Annotated in this window: 20 protein-coding genes, 3 tRNA genes and 1 pseudogene; 9 read left to right on the forward strand and 15 right to left on the reverse strand. The window is 67.8% G+C overall.

Features of this window, described 5'->3' with window-relative positions:
* Positions 1-29 precede the first annotated feature (29 nt).
* The 4 genes from NF20_RS19055 to NF20_RS19070 all read left to right on the forward strand — a co-directional run bounded on the left by NF20_RS19055 (position 30) and on the right by NF20_RS19070 (position 3,930).
* Positions 30-890: a cyclopropane mycolic acid synthase family methyltransferase gene (locus tag NF20_RS19055; RefSeq protein ID WP_033710808.1), complete on the forward strand. Its 861-nt coding sequence runs from the start codon at positions 30-32 to the stop codon at positions 888-890.
* An 84-nt stretch (positions 891-974) separates the two neighbouring features.
* Positions 975-1,871, forward strand: coding sequence for a hydroxymycolate synthase MmaA4 (gene mmaA4 / locus NF20_RS19060; protein ID WP_003873565.1), 897 nt, complete (start codon positions 975-977; stop codon positions 1,869-1,871).
* A gap of 93 nt (positions 1,872-1,964) precedes the next feature.
* Complete coding sequence (locus NF20_RS19065; RefSeq protein ID WP_033710807.1) at positions 1,965-2,663, forward strand: YciI family protein; 699 nt, start codon at positions 1,965-1,967, stop codon at positions 2,661-2,663.
* Positions 2,664-2,667: 4 nt separating this feature from the next.
* Positions 2,668-3,930 (forward strand): RNA polymerase sigma factor, encoded by a 1,263-nt coding sequence (locus NF20_RS19070; RefSeq protein ID WP_033710805.1) that lies wholly within the window; start codon positions 2,668-2,670, stop codon positions 3,928-3,930.
* Between the two features lie 20 nt (positions 3,931-3,950).
* Here NF20_RS19070 and rplA read toward each other — a convergent pair whose 3' ends face one another.
* From rplA to NF20_RS19130, 12 genes are all read right to left on the reverse strand, one after another.
* Positions 3,951-4,658, reverse strand: a complete 708-nt coding sequence (gene rplA / locus NF20_RS19075; RefSeq protein ID WP_003873568.1) for a 50S ribosomal protein L1 — start codon at positions 4,656-4,658, stop codon at positions 3,951-3,953.
* Between the two features lie 236 nt (positions 4,659-4,894).
* Positions 4,895-5,323, reverse strand: a complete 429-nt coding sequence (gene rplK, locus NF20_RS19080) for a 50S ribosomal protein L11 (RefSeq protein WP_003873569.1) — start codon at positions 5,321-5,323, stop codon at positions 4,895-4,897.
* Positions 5,324-5,369: 46 nt separating this feature from the next.
* A complete protein-coding gene (gene nusG / locus NF20_RS19085) occupies positions 5,370-6,140 on the reverse strand; it encodes a transcription termination/antitermination protein NusG (RefSeq protein WP_003873570.1) in 771 nt (256 codons plus the stop codon).
* Positions 6,141-6,182: 42 nt separating this feature from the next.
* Positions 6,183-6,626 carry a preprotein translocase subunit SecE gene (secE, locus tag NF20_RS19090; RefSeq protein ID WP_003873571.1) on the reverse strand — a complete coding sequence of 148 codons (444 nt, stop codon included), beginning with the start codon at positions 6,624-6,626 and terminating at the stop codon, positions 6,183-6,185.
* A gap of 92 nt (positions 6,627-6,718) precedes the next feature.
* Positions 6,719-6,791: transfer RNA gene (locus NF20_RS19095), tRNA-Trp, on the reverse strand.
* Between the two features lie 144 nt (positions 6,792-6,935).
* Positions 6,936-7,439: a (3R)-hydroxyacyl-ACP dehydratase subunit HadC gene (hadC, locus tag NF20_RS19100; protein ID WP_003879407.1), complete on the reverse strand. Its 504-nt coding sequence runs from the start codon at positions 7,437-7,439 to the stop codon at positions 6,936-6,938.
* A 3-nt stretch (positions 7,440-7,442) separates the two neighbouring features.
* Positions 7,443-7,871, reverse strand: a complete 429-nt coding sequence (gene hadB, locus NF20_RS19105) for a (3R)-hydroxyacyl-ACP dehydratase subunit HadB (RefSeq protein ID WP_003879406.1) — start codon at positions 7,869-7,871, stop codon at positions 7,443-7,445.
* The gene (hadA, locus tag NF20_RS19110) at positions 7,858-8,310 is read right to left on the reverse strand and encodes a (3R)-hydroxyacyl-ACP dehydratase subunit HadA (RefSeq protein WP_003873574.1); all 453 of its coding nucleotides are present in this window, start codon (positions 8,308-8,310) and stop codon (positions 7,858-7,860) included. The genes hadB and hadA overlap by 14 nt, the downstream gene beginning before the upstream one ends.
* A 75-nt stretch (positions 8,311-8,385) precedes the next feature.
* Entirely contained in the window at positions 8,386-8,553 is a 168-nt protein-coding gene (gene rpmG / locus NF20_RS19115) for a 50S ribosomal protein L33 (RefSeq protein WP_003873575.1), read from the reverse strand.
* Positions 8,554-8,598: 45 nt separating this feature from the next.
* Positions 8,599-8,672 (reverse strand) — tRNA-Met (locus tag NF20_RS19120).
* Between the two features lie 52 nt (positions 8,673-8,724).
* A tRNA-Thr gene (locus NF20_RS19125) sits at positions 8,725-8,797 on the reverse strand.
* 84 nt (positions 8,798-8,881) lie between these two features.
* Positions 8,882-9,088 carry a type II toxin-antitoxin system VapB family antitoxin gene (locus NF20_RS19130; RefSeq protein WP_003873576.1) on the reverse strand — a complete coding sequence of 69 codons (207 nt, stop codon included), beginning with the start codon at positions 9,086-9,088 and terminating at the stop codon, positions 8,882-8,884.
* 124 nt (positions 9,089-9,212) lie between these two features.
* On the opposite strand from NF20_RS19130, the gene NF20_RS19135 reads away from it, so the two are divergent.
* The 5 genes from NF20_RS19135 to NF20_RS19155 all read left to right on the forward strand — a co-directional run bounded on the left by NF20_RS19135 (position 9,213) and on the right by NF20_RS19155 (position 14,437).
* Entirely contained in the window at positions 9,213-9,926 is a 714-nt protein-coding gene (locus NF20_RS19135; RefSeq protein ID WP_023900683.1) for an MBL fold metallo-hydrolase, read from the forward strand.
* A gap of 70 nt (positions 9,927-9,996) precedes the next feature.
* Positions 9,997-10,830 carry a hypothetical protein gene (locus NF20_RS19140; protein ID WP_003873578.1) on the forward strand — a complete coding sequence of 278 codons (834 nt, stop codon included), beginning with the start codon at positions 9,997-9,999 and terminating at the stop codon, positions 10,828-10,830.
* Between the two features lie 16 nt (positions 10,831-10,846).
* Complete coding sequence (locus tag NF20_RS19145; RefSeq protein ID WP_019732798.1) at positions 10,847-11,542, forward strand: crotonase/enoyl-CoA hydratase family protein; 696 nt, start codon at positions 10,847-10,849, stop codon at positions 11,540-11,542.
* Positions 11,543-11,594: 52 nt separating this feature from the next.
* On the forward strand, positions 11,595-13,961 hold the full coding sequence (locus NF20_RS19150) for a molybdopterin oxidoreductase family protein (protein WP_019732799.1): 2,367 nt from the start codon (positions 11,595-11,597) through the stop codon (positions 13,959-13,961).
* Entirely contained in the window at positions 13,958-14,437 is a 480-nt protein-coding gene (locus NF20_RS19155) for a hypothetical protein (RefSeq protein WP_019732800.1), read from the forward strand. Before NF20_RS19150 ends, NF20_RS19155 begins: the two co-directional genes overlap by 4 nt.
* An 87-nt stretch (positions 14,438-14,524) precedes the next feature.
* Here the strand turns inward: NF20_RS19155 and NF20_RS19160 are convergent, their stop codons facing one another.
* The 3 genes and pseudogenes from NF20_RS19160 to NF20_RS19170 form a co-directional block, all read right to left on the reverse strand.
* Positions 14,525-15,547: a patatin-like phospholipase family protein gene (locus NF20_RS19160; RefSeq protein ID WP_019732801.1), complete on the reverse strand. Its 1,023-nt coding sequence runs from the start codon at positions 15,545-15,547 to the stop codon at positions 14,525-14,527.
* Positions 15,548-16,014, reverse strand: a pseudogene (gene cynS, locus NF20_RS19165) (cyanase).
* Between the two features lie 68 nt (positions 16,015-16,082).
* Positions 16,083-16,832, reverse strand: coding sequence for a class I SAM-dependent methyltransferase (locus tag NF20_RS19170; protein ID WP_033710822.1), 750 nt, complete (start codon positions 16,830-16,832; stop codon positions 16,083-16,085).
* Positions 16,833-16,840: the final 8 nt, after the last annotated feature.

Raw genomic sequence — 16,840 nt, forward strand, 5'->3', positions numbered from 1 at the left:
CGGTTGTCGAAGGAGGGTGGGTGTAACCGATGGCCAAGCTGAAGCCGTATTACGAAGAGTCGCAAGCAACCTACGACATTTCCGACGACTTCTTCGCGTTGTTCCTTGACCCCAACATGGTGTACACCTGCGCCTATTTCGAAAACGACGACATGACGCTGGAACAGGCGCAGCTGGCCAAGCTGGATCTGGGGCTAGACAAGCTGAACCTCGAACCGGGCATGACGCTGCTCGACGTCGGCTGCGGCTGGGGTGGGGCCGTTGTGCGGGCGCTGGAAAAATACGACGTGAACGTCATCGGTATCACGCTCAGCCGCAACCACTATGCGCGCACCAAGGAGAGGCTGGCCGCGATCCCGACCACCCGGCGCGCCGAGGCCCGGCTGCAGGGTTGGGAAGAGTTCGACGAGCCCGTCGACCGGATCATCAGCTTCGAGGCCTTCGACGCGTTCAAAAAGGAACGCTGGCCCGCGTTCTGGGATTGGGCCTACAAGAGGCTGCCCAACGACAGCCGGATGCTGATGCACAGCATCTTCACCTACCCGCAGTCGCAGTGGAAGGAACGCGGCATCCCGATCACCATGTCGGATCTGCGGTTCTTCCACTTCCTGGGCAAGGAGATCTTCCCCGGCGGGCAGATGTGCGGCGAAGCCGACATCGTCGACCTGTCCCAGGCCAGCGGCTTCTCGCTGGAGCAGGTCCAGTACCTGCGGCCGCACTACGCCCGGACCCTGGACACCTGGGCAGCCAACCTGGAGGCCAACCGGGAGCAGGCCATCGCCATCCAGTCGCAGGAGGTCTACGACCGCTTCATGCGCTACCTGACCGGCTGCGCGGAGCTGTTCCGCAAAGGAATCTCCAACGTGGCCCAATACACCCTGACCAAGTAGCGCAGTAGACTTTGCATCCGCGGTCGGGCCCGCGACGCGCACTCGCACCGTCAGGAACGCCTCCTCCAGGAGAACAGGACGAACATGGCTGAGCAACCGAGTAGCCCGACCAAGACGCGGACACGTTCGGAGGACATCCAGGCGCACTACGACGTCTCCGACGATTTCTTCGGCCTGTTCCAGGACCCGACCCGGACCTACAGCTGCGCCTACTTCGCGCGCGACGACATGAGCCTGGAAGAGGCCCAGTACGCCAAGATCGACCTCAACCTGGACAAGCTGGACCTCAAGCCGGGCATGACGCTGCTGGACATCGGCTGCGGGTGGGGCACCACCATGAAGCGCGCCGTGGAGCGGTTCGACGTCAACGTGATCGGCCTGACGCTGTCCAAGAACCAGCACGCCCGCTGCGAGGAGCTGCTCGCCTCGCTGGACAGCAACCGCTCCCGCCAGGTGCGGCTGCAGAACTGGGAGGACTTCAACGAGCCGGTCGACCGCATCGTGTCCATCGAGGCGTTCGAGCACTTCGGCCACGAGAACTACGACGACTTCTTCAAGCGGACCTTCGACATCATGCCCGACGACGGCCGGATGACCGTGCAGAGCAGCGTCAGCTACCACCCCTACGACCTGGCCGCCCGCGGCAAGAAGCTGAGCTTCGAGACGGCGCGGTTCATCAAGTTCATCGTCACCGAGATCTTCCCTGGCGGCCGGCTGCCGTCCACCCAGATGATGGTCGATCACGGCGAGAAGGCGGGATTCGTTGTGCCCGAACCTCTTTCGTTGCGGCCGCACTACATCAAGACGCTGCACATCTGGGGCGACACGCTGGAGTCGAACCGGGACAAGGCCATCGAGGTCACCTCCGAAGAGGTGTACAACCGCTACATCAAGTACCTGCGCGGCTGCGAGCACTACTTCACCGAGGAGATGCTCGACTGCAGCCTGGTGACCTACCTCAAGCCGGGGGCGGCCGCCTGATTTTCGCGGCGGCTGTCGGATTAGGGCTGCGCCGTTCGTCGAGTAGGTAGAGAGTGGAACACACGGTTCCGCTCACCACCTGGAGGTGACGACATGCAGTACTTCGCGCTGTTGATCAGCAGGGAGCAGGAGCGCAAGCCCGACGACGCGGCCGCCGCCATGGCGGCGTGGGAAAGCTTCCACGCCAAGGCCGGTCCGGCGATCAAGGCCGGTGACGCGCTGGCGCCCGCCGCGGCCGCGGCCGTCATCACCGGCGGCCCCGACGCGCCGGTGGTGACCGACGGCCCGTTCGCCGAGACCGCGGAGGTGGCCTGCGGCTACTACATTTTCGAGGCCGAGAACCTGGACGAGGCGCTGGCGCTGGCGCGCGACGTGCCGGTCGCCGCGTTCGGGGCGGTGGAGCTGTGGCCGGTGGTGCACGCGGTCGAGCCGTCCCGCAGGATCACCGGCAACGACTGGCTGGCGCTGCTGCTGGAACCGGCCGAATCCGCCCACACGCCCGGCACGCCGGAGTGGGAGGCGGTGGCCGCCAAGCACGCGGAGCTGCACGCGGCCGCCGGCGACCACATCATCGGCGGCGCCGCGCTGCACGACAAGTCCACCGCCACCACGGTGCGGGTGCGCGACGGCGAGGTGCTGATCACCGACGGGCCGTATGTGGAGAGCGCGGAGATCGCCACCGGGATCTACCTGCTGGGCGCCGCCGATCGCGACGAGGCCGTCAAGATCGCGTCCATGATTCCCGCGTCCACGGTGCAGCTGCGCCAGCTGGCGGGAGTCTCCGGCCTGTAGGCGCATGGCCGACCTGGACGGCGTCTTCCGCCGGGAGTGGGGACCCGCCGTCGCCGCGCTGGCGCGGTGGTCGGGTGACCTCACCGTCGCCGAGGACGCCGTCCAGGAGGCCTGCGCCGAGGCGCTGCGCGCCTGGCGCCGCGACGGGATGCCCGCCAATCCGGGCGGCTGGCTGGTCACCGTCGCGCGCAACCGCGCCCGCGATCGGCTGCGCCGCGAATCCGTGCGTCCCGGAAAGGAATTGGCCGCCGTGCTGGACGACATTCGGGCGCGCACCGATGCCGCCGACCCGCATCCGGTGCGCGACGACGAGCTGCGGATGATGTTCACCTGCGCGCACCCGGCCCTGGACCGACCGTCGCAGCTGGCGCTGACGTTGCGCTTGGTGTCCGGGCTGACCGTCGCCGAGATCGCCCGGGCGCTGCTGCAGTCCGAGGCCGCCATCGGTCAGCGAATCACCCGCGCCAAGAACAAGGTTCGCCACGCCAACATCCCGCTCAGGGTGCCGCCCGCCGAGCTGCTGGGCGAGCGCACTCCGCACGTGCTGGCCTGCGTGTACTCGGTGTTCACCGAGGGCTACTGGTCCACCGCGGGGCCGTCGGCGATCCGGGACGACCTGTGCGACGAAGGCATTCGGCTGGGCGCCGAGTTGTGCGCGCTGCTGCCCGACGAGCGCGAGGCACACGCGCTGTCCGCGCTGATGCTGCTGCATGATTCGCGGCGCGCCACAAGGGTCGACGCCCGCGGTGTGCCGGTACCGCTCGAGGAGCAGGACCGTACGCGCTGGGACCGCCGGCGCATCACGGCCGGACTGGACCGGTTGCGTTATGCCGAGGGGTCGAGCGGCGCCTACCTGCCGCAGGCGGTCATCGCCGCGCTGCACGCCACCGCACCGTCCTGGGAAGAAACCGACTGGGTCACCATCTGCGCCGCCTACGACCGGCTATGGCAACTGACCCGTTCACCGGTGGTGGCCGCGAATCGCGCGCTGGCGATCGGGCTGCGCGACGGTCCCGACGCCGGCTTAGCCGCCTTGGAGGAGGTGGACGAACCTAAGCTGGAACGCTCGAATCTCATCGCGACGCTCCGCGCCGATCTCCTGCGGCGCGCCGGGCGGCCCGCCGAGGCGCTGCCCTGGTACCGAATCGCGTTGCAGTCCAACGGTTCCGAGCCGGGCCGCGAATTCCTGAGACGGCGCATCGCCGAGTGCACTTCAGCTGCCGAAAGTGCAACTGGCGACGCATTTCCCGAGAACGGCCGTCGCTAGTTGCACTCTCGCGGCGGGACCTAGGCCTCGGCGAAGTTGCGGGTGATCGACGGGTCCACCGGAATGCCCGGGCCCGTCGTCGTCGACACGGTGATCTTCTTCAGGTACCGGCCCTTGGACGCCGACGGCTTGAGCCGCAGCACTTCGTCCAGCGCGGCACCGTAGTTCTCCGCGAGGGCCTTCTCGTCGAACGACGCCTTGCCGATGACGAAGTGCAGGTTGGCCTGCTTGTCCACCCGGAAGTTGATCTTGCCGCCCTTGATGTCGGCGACGGCCTTGGCGACGTCGGGGGTGACGGTGCCGGTCTTGGGGTTGGGCATCAGGCCGCGCGGGCCGAGCACCCGGGCGATGCGGCCCACCTTGGCCATCTGGTCGGGCGTGGCGATGGCCGCGTCGAAGTCCAGGAAGCCGCCTTGGATCTTTTCGATCAGGTCGTCGCTGCCGACGATGTCGGCGCCGGCGGCCTGCGCCTGCTCGGCCTTCTCGCCGACGGCGAACACCGCGACCCGGGCGGTCTTGCCGGTGCCGTGCGGCAGGTTGACCGTGCCGCGCACCATCTGGTCCGCCTTGCGCGGGTCGACGCCGAGCCGGATCGCCACCTCGACGGTCGCGTCCTGCTTGGTCGACGACGTCTCCTTGGCCAGCTTGGCCGCCTGCAACGGGGTGTAGAGGTTGTCGCGGTCCACCTTCTCGGCGGCCGCGCGATATGCCTTGCTGCGCTTGCTCATTGACTCATCCAATCTGGTGTTGGGTCGTGGTTGGCGGGCCGAAGCTGGCCCTCCCACGGGGTTGTTTCTCGTCGAATAAGCCCTTCGCACTCCTACGCTGGGCCTCGTTCCTCGGCCCGCTCCGTCGTGCTCAGGTTTATTCGACGAGGGTCCTACTCGACGGTATCTTTGCGTCGATTCGTCCTTCGCATTCCTACGCTGGGCCTCGTTCCTCGCCCCGCTCCGTCATGCTCGGACTACTCGACGGTGATACCCATCGACCGGGCGGTGCCGGCGATGATCTTGGCCGCGGCGTCGATGTCGTTGGCGTTCAGGTCGGCCTTCTTGGTCTCGGCGATCTCCTTGACCTGGTCCCAGCTGACCTTGGCGACCTTGTTCTTGTGCGGCTCGGCCGAGCCCTTACCCACACCGGCGGCCTTGAGCAACAGCTTGGCCGCGGGCGGGGTCTTGAGCGCGAACGTGAAGCTGCGGTCCTCGTAGACGGTGATCTCGACGGGGATGACCTGGCCGCGCTGGTTCTCGGTGGCGGCGTTGTAGGCCTTGCAGAACTCCATGATGTTGACGCCGTGCTGACCGAGCGCGGGCCCGACCGGCGGCGCCGGGTTGGCCTGCCCCGCCTGGATCTGGAGCTTGATCAGCCCGACGACTTTCTTCTTCGGGGCCATGAGATGTTGTTGTCCTTCCTGGTTTGTGCCCGGCGCCGGTGCCGGTTCAGAGCTTGGAGACTTGGCTGAAGGTCAGTTCCACCGGCGTTTCGCGGCCGAAGATGGACACCAGCACCTTGAGCTTCTGCTGCTCGCCGTTGACCTCGCTGATGGTGGCCGGCAGGGTGGCGAACGGTCCGTCCATCACCGTCACCGACTCGCCCACCTCGTAGTCGACCTCGATGGCCGGACGCTCCAGGCCGCCCGCCTCGGCGGCGGCCGCGGTGCTGGCCGCACCCTTGGCGACCTTCTTCGTCGCGCCGCGCGGCAGCAGGAACTTCACCACGTCGTCGAGCGACAGCGCCGACGGGCGCGACGTCGCGCCGACGAACCCGGTGACCCCGGGCGTGTTGCGCACCGCGGCCCACGAGTCGTCGGTCAGATCCATCCGCACCAGGATGTAGCCGGGCAGCACCTTGCGGTTGACCTGCTTGCGCTGGCCGTTCTTGATCTCGGTGACCTCTTCGGTGGGCACCTCGACCTGGAAGATGTAGTCCCCGACGTCGAGGTTCTGCACCCGCGTTTCCAGGTTGGCTTTGACCTTGTTCTCGTATCCCGCGTAGGAGTGGATGACGTACCAGTCGCCGGGCTTGCTGCGCAGTTCGGCCTTGAGCGCGGCGGCCGGGTCAACCTCTTCCGCCGGTTCGCCCTGCGTCTCGGCCGACTCGGCGGCGTCCTCGGTGGTCTCGGCGGCCTCGTCGGCGGCCTCGGTGGCCTCGTCGGTCTCCCTCAGGTCGACCGCGTCACCCGCGGACGGGTCACCGTCGAAGGTAGTCACGGGTTGAGTCCTCTCTGTCACTTTCAAAGCGGCGTCACTCGCTCAGCCGAACACCAGCAGCACCAGCTTGGTCAGGCCGAAATCCGCCAGGCCGACCAGCGCCACCATGAAGGCCAGGAAGGCCAGCACGACGGAGGTGTAGGTGAGCATCTGCTTGCGGTTGGGCCAGATGACCTTCCGCATCTCTGCAACGACCTGCTTGAGGTAGTTGTAGACGAACACAAACGGGTTCGCCCGGGTGTCCGCGGATTTCTTCGGCTTCGCGGCCTTCTTGCGCTTGGCTTTCTCGGCTTTCTCCGGCGCGGAGACCTCGGCCTCGTCCGACGGCTCCGCGTCGGCGTCCCCCGCCGCCCGCTGCCGTGACCGCTTGCCGGTAGGGCGCTGCGGCCGCGTCACCACCGCGGTCCGGCCACCGCCGGCGCGGTCGTCCGTCGTGTCAGCGCCGTCGCTTGCGGCGTCGTTGGCAACGTCGCCTTCGTCGCTCACCGCATGCTCCTTTGTTTGCTAGTACCCCAAGAGCCGTCCCATCAGTGGCGGCATGTCTTCCAGTGTCCACCATGACACGGATCCCTGTTCAGCAGGGGCGACAGGACTTGAACCTGCAACCTGCGGTTTTGGAGACCGCTGCTCTGCCAGTTGAGCTACGCCCCTTCGCGGTTGGCAGGCCAACCTGCGCTTACCTACCGGGGCTTACATGACACGCGCGCCTCCCGATTGCTCGACTCACGGAAAGCGCGCTGATGCTGGGAAAACCCCGAGGCCCGAGTGTACATCGGAGCGGGAGTCAGATACCAATTACGCCGTTCTGACGACCTGGCCGGACTCGGAGTCCCAGCGCAGCTTCGCCGACTGGTCGCCGTTGAACTGACTCATCAGCGTGGTGTAGGCCTCCAGCACCAGCTCACCGTCGTCGTTGGTGCAGATGTTCTTGGTGACCACGATGTCGGCGCCGAACCGCTCGTCCACCGACACGATGTCCATCCGCGCCCACAGCTTGTCGCCGGCCTTGATCGGCTTGGAGAACACGAACCGCTGGTCGACCTGCACGATCACCAGGGTCTCCATGCCGATGTCGACGTGCCGGAAGAAATCCAGCTGGACCAGCTTGGCGAAAATGGTCGCGAAGGTCAGCGGCGCGATGATCGCGTCGTGGCCGAGTTCGGCGGCGGCGTCCTCGGAGAAGTGGGCCGGGTGGCGGTTCTTGACGGACAGGGCGAACTGACGCAGCTGTTCGCGCCCCACAACGAAGTAGTCGGGATAGCGCCAGATCATTCCCCGGATGTCTGTTTTGAGCGCCATGGCCTACGCAAGGATCGCGGACGCGATGGCCCTACCGAAGATCTTCTTGCCGCCCGTGGTGGCCGTCAGCGCGATGGTGACCGACTTGGTCTCCGGGTCCGCCGACTTCACCCTGCCGTTGAACACCAGCTCGGCGCCCTTGCCGTCGTTGGGCACCGGCACCACGGCGGTGAACCGCACGTTGTATTCGGTGACCGCGCCCGGGTCGCCGATCCACGCGGTGACGTAGCCCCCGCCGATGCCCATGGTCAGCATGCCGTGCGCGATCGCGGTGTCCAGGCCGACGACCTTGGCCATCTCGTCGTCCCAGTGGATCGGGTTCAGGTCGCCGGACACCCCCGCGTAATTCACCAGATCCTGACGGGTCAGCGGGTAGACCTTCTCCGGAAGCAGGTCACCCACCTTCACGGAGCTGAACTCACGCAGTGGCATCAGTAAATCCCTCTTCTCCATCCTCGCCGGCACGGCCCGCCAGGGTCGTGTAGGTCTCTTGCACGACGTCACCGGCCTCGTTGGTGATGACATTCTTGGTGACGATGATCTGGGTGCCGTGCGACACCCGCACCGAGTCCACGTAGACGTCGCAGTAGAGCTTGTCGCCCGCCACCAGCGGGGCGTAGAACTTCAACACCTGGTCCACCTGGACGATCTGGGCGTCCTTCACCGCGATGTTGGCATGCTTGAAAAACGACGACTGCGCCATGTAGCCGAAGACGCAGACAAACGTGAGCGGGGCCAGCAGGCCCTTGTAGCCGAGCTCGGAGGCCGCCTTCTCCTCGAAGTACCACGCGTCGTCGTTCTGCACGGCGACCGCGTACTCGCGGATCTTCTCCCGCTCCACCTCGTAATGGTCGGGGTAGCGGTAGTGCATCCCGACGAGGTTTGTGGTTAACGGCACGGTTCTTAAACTACCTAGTCAATCGGAGTGAACGCGCGCGGCCGGCCGCTAGCGTGTCTCCCGATGCGCCTGGTGCTTACCGCAGTTGGGGCAGTACTTCTTCAGCTCCAGTCGGTCCGGGTCGTTCCGGCGGTTTTTCTTGGTGATGTAGTTGCGGTGCTTGCACACCTCGCACGCCAAGGTGATTTTCGGCCGTACGTCGGTACTGGAAGCCATGACGGTTCTGCCTCGATTCGTGAAAAAATCCGTGCTGTTGGGTTGTAGCGATGGCCGGACTCGAACCGGCGACCTAACGATTATGAGTCGTTCGCTCTAACCGACTGAGCTACATCGCCTCTGGCCACCCCTTTTGGGGTCGGGGCCGCCACGCCTGCTCGGCGTCCGCCGAGCCCCCTAACGGAATCGAACCGTTGACCTTTTCCTTACCATGGAAACGCTCTACCGACTGAGCTAAGGGGGCCGTTCACCCGAAGCGACCAGTCGCGCGGGCCTAGAAGAGGGTACAGCCTGGTTCGCAGCGGCACCAAACCACGCCGGATGCCGATCAGCCGCTTTCGGCGTTCCGCCGAGGCTGCCAGGCGCTGAGGTCGCTGAACTCGTCGTACTCGTCTTCGGATGCGACGGAATCGCCCTCGTGCAGCAGGGTCCGCAACGCGAGATTGACGGCCTCGCGGGCGTCGGCGAGATGGAAGCGGCGGATCGCCTCATCGACCAATTCGAGGTCGACCTCGATTTCAACCTTCTTCCTCATGCGGCAACAATACCCACTGACCACCCGCCGAAGCCGTTGCTGGCAGGCCGTGTGCGGCAAAGTCCGGCCGGCCGAATCCGCAAGGGGTGGCGGGCCACCCGCGGCCGCGTCATAGTCTGGTCAGGTGTCCGACGACCGGCTGTACTTTCGCCAACTGCTCTCCGGTCGCGACTTCGCCGCCGGCGACATGTTCGCGACGCAGATGCGCAACTTCGCCTACCTGATCGGTGACCGGCAGACCGGGGACTGCGTGGTGGTCGACCCCGCCTACGCCGCCTCCGACCTGCTCGACACGCTCGAGGCCGACGGCATGCACCTGTCCGGCGTGCTGGTGACCCATCACCACCCCGACCACGTGGGCGGCTCGATGATGGGGTTCACGCTGGCGGGCCTGGCCGAACTGCTGGAGCGGGCGCCGGTGCCGGTGCACGTCAATAGCCATGAGGCGCTGTGGGTTTCGCGGGTCACCGGGATCAGCGCAAGCGACCTGACCGCGCACGAGAACCACGACAAGGTCAGCATCGGCGACATCGAGATCGAGTTGCTGCACACCCCCGGTCACACGCCGGGCAGCCAGTGCTTCCTGCTGGACGGCCGGCTGGTCGCCGGGGACACGCTGTTCCTGGAGGGCTGCGGGCGCACCGACTTCCCAGGCGGCGACTCCGACGAGATGTACCGCAGCCTGCAGCGGCTGGCGAAGCTTCCCGGGGACCCGACGGTGTTTCCCGGGCACTGGTACTCGGCCGAGCCGAGCGCCTCGCTGTCGGAGGTGAAGCGGTCCAACTACGTCTACCGGGCCTCCGACCTTGACCAATGGCGGACGTTGATGGGCGGCTGAGCCGTCCGGTGATCGCTCGATCGTGATCACCCCGCGGCCGGCCCTGTGATATAAGCGGAGGGTGGATTCCATGGGTTGGATCCAGGACAGCTGGCATGGGGTCACGCACGTCGGGTCCAGCACCTGGATCGCGTGGGCAGCATGGGCGGCGATCGCGCTCGCCGTCATCACGCTGATCTTCACCAACAGCCAGATCGCCCGCAATCGCCGGGCGGCCGCCGAGCAGACCCGCCCGCACGTCGCGATGTTCATGGAGCCGCACCCGGCCGACTGGCACGTCATCGAACTGGTGGTCCGCAACTTCGGCCAGACCGCTGCCTACGACATCGAATTCTCCTTCGACAATCCGCCCACCGTGGCCGAATACGAGAGCGCCACCGACGGCTACGCCGACGTCGTCGAACTGCGACTGCCCCGCCAGCTGCCGGTGCTGGCGCCCGGCCAGGAGTGGCGCACGGTGTGGGACTCCGCGCTGGACCGCGCCGAGATCGGCAGCGGCATCGAATCCCGCTTCACCGGCACCGTCACCTACTACGACCGGCCGGCGCCGGCCGGCGGCCGGCGGTTCTGGCAGCGGGAACGCACGCCGCTGCACACCGACGTCGTGCTGGACTGGGACGCCCTGCCGCCCGTGCAGCGCATCGAGTTGATGACCACCCACGACCTGGCCAAGCGGGAGAAGGAGAAGCTGGAGCTGCTGCGCGGGCTGCTCACCTACTTCCACTACGCCAGCAAGGAAACCCGTCCCGAGGTGTTCCGCAGCGAGATCGAACGGATCAACGCCGCGGTCCGGGAAACCCAAGACAGGTGGCGCAGCCGCCAACTCGACGAACCCACCGATGTCAGCCTGCGCTGGAGCAACGCCGAAGACGACCTGGGCAAGCACCACAGCCAGCCGGCGTGACGGCAAGGAGCAACTCATGAGCGGCCCGGTCCACTACAGCACCAAGGGCCCCGTCGCCGTCATCAGGATGGACGACGGCAAGGTCAACGCGCTGGGCCCGACCATGCAGCAGGCCCTGGGCGAGGCCATCGACCGGGCCGAGGCGGACAACGCCGGGGCGCTGGTGATCACCGGCAACGAGCGGGTGTTCAGCGGCGGCTTCGACCTGAAGATCCTCACCTCCGGCGAGGTACAGCCCGCGGTCGACATGCTGCGCGGCGGGTTCGAGCTGGCCTATCGCCTGCTGTCGTATCCCAAGCCGGTGGTGATGGCCTGCACCGGGCACGCCATCGCGATGGGCGCGTTCCTGTTGTCGTCGGGCGATCACCGGGTGGCCGCGCACGCCTACAACATTCAGGCCAACGAGGTCGCGATCGGCATGGTCATCCCGTATGCCGCGATGGAGATCATGAAGCTGCGGCTCACGCCATCGGCCTACCAGCAGGCCAGCGGGCTGGCCAAGACGTTCTTCGGTGAAACCGCTTTGGCCGCAGGCTTTGTCGACGAGATCGTGCTGCCCGAGGTGGTGGTCGACCGCGCCGAGGAGGCCGCCGCCGAATTCGCCGAGCTGAACCAGCGCGCGCACGCCGCCACCAAGTTGCGGGCCCGCGCCGACGCGCTGGCGGCCATCCGCGCCGGGATCGACGGCATCGAAGCCGAATTCGGTCTGTAGGCCCGGAGCGTATTTCGGCGTTTCGGCCGCAACGACCGGGGAAGTCACCGGTGTGGCAACAGATCGCATCGCGAACCCGTGGGGGACGCGCACACCCTATGCGCCCGGCACCCGATGGCCGGAACGCGTCGACACCTATCTGGCCGACGGGGTCACCGCCGAGTCGGTGGACCGCTGGGTGCAATCGGCGGCGGTATTGCATTCCAACGGCGACGGTTTGGACATCGCCGTCAAGGACGGGCGGATCGTGGGGGTGCGCGGGCGCGCCGTCGACCGGGTCAACCACGGCCGGCTCGATCCCAAGGATCTGTTCGGCTGGCAGGCCAACGCCTCCGCCGACCGGCTCACCACGCCGCTGCTCCGGGTGCGCGGCGCGTTGCGGCCGTGCGACTGGGACACCGCGATGGAGCGGATCGTCGCGCGCAGCCGCGAACTGCTGGACCGCCACGGCCCCAGCTCGATCGGCTTCTACACCTCCGGGCAGTTGTTCGCCGAGGAGTACTACACCCAGGCGGCCATCGCGCACGGGGCGATCGGCACCAACCACGTCGACGGCAACACCCGGCTGTGCACCGCGACGGCCGCCGAGGCGTTGAAGGAATCGTTCGGCTGCGACGGCCAGCCCGGGTCCTACACCGACGTCGACCACGCCGACGTCATCGCGCTGTTCGGGCACAACGTCGCCGAGACGCAGACGGTGCTGTGGGCGCGGATGCTGGACCGGCTGGCCGGCAGCGACCCGCCGGCCATCGTCTGCGTCGACCCCCGGCTGACGCCGGTCGCTCGCCACGCCACCGTGCACCTGGCGCCCCTGCCGGGCACCAACGTGGCGCTGATGAACGGCCTGCTGCACGAGATCATCGGCAACGGCTGGATCGATCGGGACTACATCGACGCGCACACCGTGGGTTTCGACGAATTACAGTGCAGGGTAAGCGAATTCACGCCCGAGTGGGTGGCCGAGATCTGCGGTGTGGCCGCCACGGACCTCCGGCGGGCCGCCCGGCTGATCGGCACCGCGCAGCGGCTACTGTCCACCGTGCTGCAGGGTTTCTACCAGTCGTACCAGGCCACCGCGGCGGCCGTGCAGGTCAACAACATTCACCTGGTGCGCGGCATGCTGGGCAGGCCCGGCTGCGGGGTGCTGCAGATGAACGGGCAGCCGACCGCGGAGAACACCCGCGAGTGCGGCGCCGACGGCGACCTGGCCGGTTTCCGCAACTGGTCCAACGACTCCCACGTGGCCGAGTTGGCGGACCTGTGGAACCTCGAGCCGCTGCAGATCCCGCACTACGGTCCGCCCACGCACGCCATGCAGATGTTCCGCTTCGCCGAGGAGGGGACGCTGCGCATGCTGTGGGTGACCGCCACCAACCCCGCGGTGTCGCTGCCGGAGTTGCCGCGCATCCGCGACATCCTGTCGCAGCAGCGGCTGTTCCTCGTCGTCCAGGACATCTTCTTGACCGAGACCGCCGCGCTGGCCGACGTGGTGTTGCCGGCCGCGGCGTGGGCGGAGAAGACGGGCACCTTCACCAACGCCGACCGCACGGTGCACCTGTCCGAAAAGGCCGTGGAGCCACCGGGTTCCGCGCGTTCGGACTTGGAGATCTTCCTGGACTACGCGCGCCGGATGGATTTCCGCGACAAGGACGGCCGGCCGTTTCCGCCGTGGACCGATCCGGAGTCGGCGTTCGAGGCGTGGAAGAAATGCAGCGCGGGCCGACCGTGCGACTACACCGGCTTGAGCTACGCGAAGCTGCGTGGCGGTAGCGGCATCCAATGGCCTTGCAACACAGATCATCCCGACGGTATCGAGCGGCTGTATGAGGATGGGAGATTTCCGGCCGCGCCCGACTACTGCGAGGCGTACGGCAAGGACCTGATCACGGGCGCCCCGCTGCAGCCCGACGAGTATCGCTCGCTGAACCCGTCCGGCAAGGCCATCATCAAGGCGGCGCAATACCTGCCCCCGCACGAGCGGCCCGGCCCGGATTACCCGTTCGCGCTGATCACCGGCCGCACCGTCTACCACTTTCACACCCGCACGAAAACGGCTCGGGCCCAACAGCTTCAGGACGCCGCGCCCGAGGTGTGGGTGGAGGTCTCCGAACGCGACGCGCGCCGCCTGGGCATCGAGGCCGGCGATCTGGTGCACGTGAGCACTCCGCGCGGCCGAATCACCTGCGCCGCGCGCGTCGGCGGCATCCGCGACGGGGTGCTGTTCGTGCCCTTCCACTACGGCTACTGGGACCGGGATGGCGGGGATCATCAACGGGCCGGCAACGAACTCACGGCGACCGACTGGGACCCGGCGTCCAAGCAGCCGAGCTTCAAGACGGCCGCCGCCCGGCTCGACAAGGCCCCGAGCCACAGGGCGGCGCCGGTGAGCGAGGCCGTCGCGGCCGGGAGCCCGTCATGAAACTGAGGCTGGCGATCCGCGAACTGCACCGCTCCGAACGCAAGCTGGCCCACCAACTGACCGTGCTGGCCGCCCGGCACCACAGCGACCAGGACATCTGCCACCTGGCCCGCGACCTGGCCGGCTGGTCGCACCGGCACCTCGGCGAGCTGGCCCGGCACGGCCGCCACTACGGTCTGCGGCTGTCCGCCGATCCGCGCACCGGTGCGCGCACCGGTGTCGTGCAGCAGCGGATCAGCGGTCTGCTGCGGCACCGGCCGGAACCCGGGCTGGTGCTGCTGGCCGACCTGCGCCGGATCCACCGGCTGGCCGCCGGCGTGTCGCTGGACTGGGAGCTGCTGGCCCAAGGTGCGCAGGCGGCCAAAGATGCCGAGCTGCTGGGCCTGGCGTCGCGCTGTCACCCCGAGACGCTGCGCCAGATGCGTTGGGCCAACGCGATGCTCAAGGAGCTTTCGCCGCAGGTGTTGATGAACTGAGAGGCGAACGCGGTGGCCGCTGCTCGCCGCCACCGCGTTGCTCGCCTCCTCGCCGCCAGTGTGGCACGTGCGCGCCGGGCCGTCACTTCACCCGCGCCCGCCCGGATACCGGAACCGGTCCAGGTAGGCCTGCCAATCCCAGGTCGACAGGAACGCCTGGGCGGCCGCATAGCCGCTGTCGTACAGCTCTTCCAGGCGAGACCTGGGGACGTCGAAGTCGAGCACGCCGACGTTCGTCGATTCCACCGCGATGGCTCGGGCGGCGACCCACGGCTGGCTGAGATGGGTCTGGTCGTGGCCGGCCAGCATGGTGATCAGCAGGCTTTCCAACAGCGCCGTCTGCGGCAAGAAGCGCAGCGGTTTCAGGGCCGGCATCACCGCACCGATGCCCTCGGTGGGGCTCGGCATGACCGTGATCCCGAAGGTGGGCCAGCGCGGCGCCCGGCCGTCGGGCCGGTCGAAGGTGTCGATCGGGAAATTCGACAACACCCCGCCGTCGACCAGGGTGCAGGCGGTCCCGTCGGCTCTGGCCAGCTTGACCGGCCGGTAGAAGAACGGGATGGCCATCGAGGCGCGCACCGCGTCGGCCACCGGCTGCTCGTCGGGGTCCAGGCCGTAGAGCCGCCGGTAGTCCCACGGCAGCCGCACCAGCTGGGCCGCGGTGACGTCGGCCACGGTGACCACCAGTCGGCGGCGGCGCTCGTCGGGCAGATCGTCGCCGTCGAAGACGAGGTCGCCGAAGGTGCTGACCCCGAAGTTCTTCAGCTCGCTGCGAATCCAGTCGTGCGCGACGTCGCCGCGGTACATGCTGGTGTCCCGCGCCAGCCCCCACGCCGCACCCAGATAGGGCACCGGCCCGGCGTCGCGCCATTTGTGCAGCGGGACGGAGAAGGCGAGTTCCTTGACCTGCGCGCCGGTCAGCTCGCCGGCGTGGCAGCCGGCCGCCAGGATCGCCGCCACCACCGAGCCGGCCGAGACCCCGGAGACCCTTTTGATCGAATAGCCGGCATCCATCAGCGCCACGATGGCACCCACCAGACCGATGAACTTGACGCCGCCGCCGGAGAGCACCAGGTCCACCGGCTTCGCCGGCTCCGTCTTGGGCGTCACCTACTGCTCCGATGAAACCCATTGGTAGGGAAGGAATTTCCCGTCGAAGGTGACCACCACCCGGTCGCCGGACGGGTGTGGTTTCTTCTGCAGGTCGACACTGAAGTTGATCGCGCTCATGATCCCGTCGCCGAACTGCTCGGCGATCGCCTCTTTGAGGGCGCCGCCGTAGACCTGCAGGGCTTCGTAGAAGCGGTAGATGGTGGGGTCGGTCGGCACGGCGGCGGGCAGGCCGCCGCGCATCGGCGGCGCCGCCAGCACCGGCACCGCCGACTCGTCGAGGCCCAGCTTGTCGACGAGGATCCGGCCCAGCTCGGCCGGTATCGGGTGCTGTCCGAGCAGCGCCGAGGTGGTCCACAGCAGCGGGCGGCCGATGGCGTCGGCCAGCTCCTGCCAGGTCAGCCCTTGGCCAGCCGGGCGACGACGATCTGTTCGGTGAGTTGGTTTCTCGTCATGCGTCCCAGCATGCACGCCGCGTCGGGGGGTAGCCATGATCCGTTCCATGGCCGAGCCACTTGACCCGCTGCTGTTCTGACTATTCGGGTTTCGTGGCGGTGACGATCCGCGTCGAGAACCAGGGGCCGCCGTACCACATCCGCCAGCCGAGGTTGCGCCGCCGCACGTTGCGCCAGCCCAGCTCGCGCAGCCGGGCGGCGTGCTGACGCGTCTCCCACAGATCCGCGATGGCCAGCCGGCCACCCGGCCGCAGCACCCGCACCGCTTCGTCGAGCGCCTGGCGCCGGCCGGCGCGCGTCGGAATGTTGTGGATCGCGAGGTTGCTCACCACCACGTCGACGCTCTCGTCGGCCAGGGGCAGCGCGGTCATGTCGGCGGTGTGCAGCTCGACGCGGTCGGCGACGCCCTCGGCCGCCGCGTTGGCCAGCGTGGCGTGCTCGGAGTTGTCCGTCTGGTCCGCCTGCCACAGGTCGACGCCGATCGCCCGGCCCCGCGGCAACCGCTTGGCCGCGGCCAGCAACACCGCACCCCGACCGCAGCCGAGATCGAGCAGGGTTTCGTCGCCGGCGAGCCGCAGATCGCTCAGAATCCGGTCCCACACAACGAATTTCCCGGACCGCGTCGCGTACATGTACAACGCGGTGTTGGCCGCGATGCCGGCGCTCGACAGCGCGGCCAGCGCGGCCCTGCGCCGCTTGCCGCGCGCCCAGCTGATCCCGGCCCACACCGCCAGGCCGGCGGCCTGGGCGCCGATGCCTATCGCCTGCGCGCGTGCCGAGACCGTGTGAAAGGACCCGTCGACTCCGTATTCGCCCCGGTGGTCATGCACGCCCATCA

The organism is Mycobacterium sp. MAC_080597_8934, from assembly GCF_000523975.1.
Lineage (GTDB): Bacteria > Actinomycetota > Actinomycetes > Mycobacteriales > Mycobacteriaceae > Mycobacterium > Mycobacterium avium.

Excerpts from the sequence above, each read along its gene's own strand:
- rpmG (WP_003873575.1), bottom strand. The coding sequence starts at position 8,553 with ATGGCTTCCAGTACCGACGTACGGCCGAAAATCACCTTGGCGTGCGAG.
- rplA (WP_003873568.1), bottom strand. The coding sequence starts at position 4,658 with ATGAGCAAGCGCAGCAAGGCATATCGCGCGGCCGCCGAGAAGGTGGAC.
- NF20_RS19145 (WP_019732798.1), top strand. The coding sequence starts at position 10,847 with ATGAGCGGCCCGGTCCACTACAGCACCAAGGGCCCCGTCGCCGTCATC.
- hadA (WP_003873574.1), bottom strand. The coding sequence starts at position 8,310 with ATGCACTACCGCTACCCCGACCATTACGAGGTGGAGCGGGAGAAGATC.
- NF20_RS19140 (WP_003873578.1), top strand. The coding sequence starts at position 9,997 with ATGGGTTGGATCCAGGACAGCTGGCATGGGGTCACGCACGTCGGGTCC.
- NF20_RS19155 (WP_019732800.1), top strand. The coding sequence starts at position 13,958 with ATGAAACTGAGGCTGGCGATCCGCGAACTGCACCGCTCCGAACGCAAG.
- NF20_RS19070 (WP_033710805.1), top strand. The coding sequence starts at position 2,668 with ATGGCCGACCTGGACGGCGTCTTCCGCCGGGAGTGGGGACCCGCCGTC.
- mmaA4 (WP_003873565.1), top strand. The coding sequence starts at position 975 with ATGGCTGAGCAACCGAGTAGCCCGACCAAGACGCGGACACGTTCGGAG.
- NF20_RS19065 (WP_033710807.1), top strand. The coding sequence starts at position 1,965 with ATGCAGTACTTCGCGCTGTTGATCAGCAGGGAGCAGGAGCGCAAGCCC.
- hadB (WP_003879406.1), bottom strand. The coding sequence starts at position 7,871 with ATGCCACTGCGTGAGTTCAGCTCCGTGAAGGTGGGTGACCTGCTTCCG.
- rplK (WP_003873569.1), bottom strand. The coding sequence starts at position 5,323 with ATGGCCCCGAAGAAGAAAGTCGTCGGGCTGATCAAGCTCCAGATCCAG.
- NF20_RS19130 (WP_003873576.1), bottom strand. The coding sequence starts at position 9,088 with ATGAGGAAGAAGGTTGAAATCGAGGTCGACCTCGAATTGGTCGATGAG.
- hadC (WP_003879407.1), bottom strand. The coding sequence starts at position 7,439 with ATGGCGCTCAAAACAGACATCCGGGGAATGATCTGGCGCTATCCCGAC.
- NF20_RS19055 (WP_033710808.1), top strand. The coding sequence starts at position 30 with ATGGCCAAGCTGAAGCCGTATTACGAAGAGTCGCAAGCAACCTACGAC.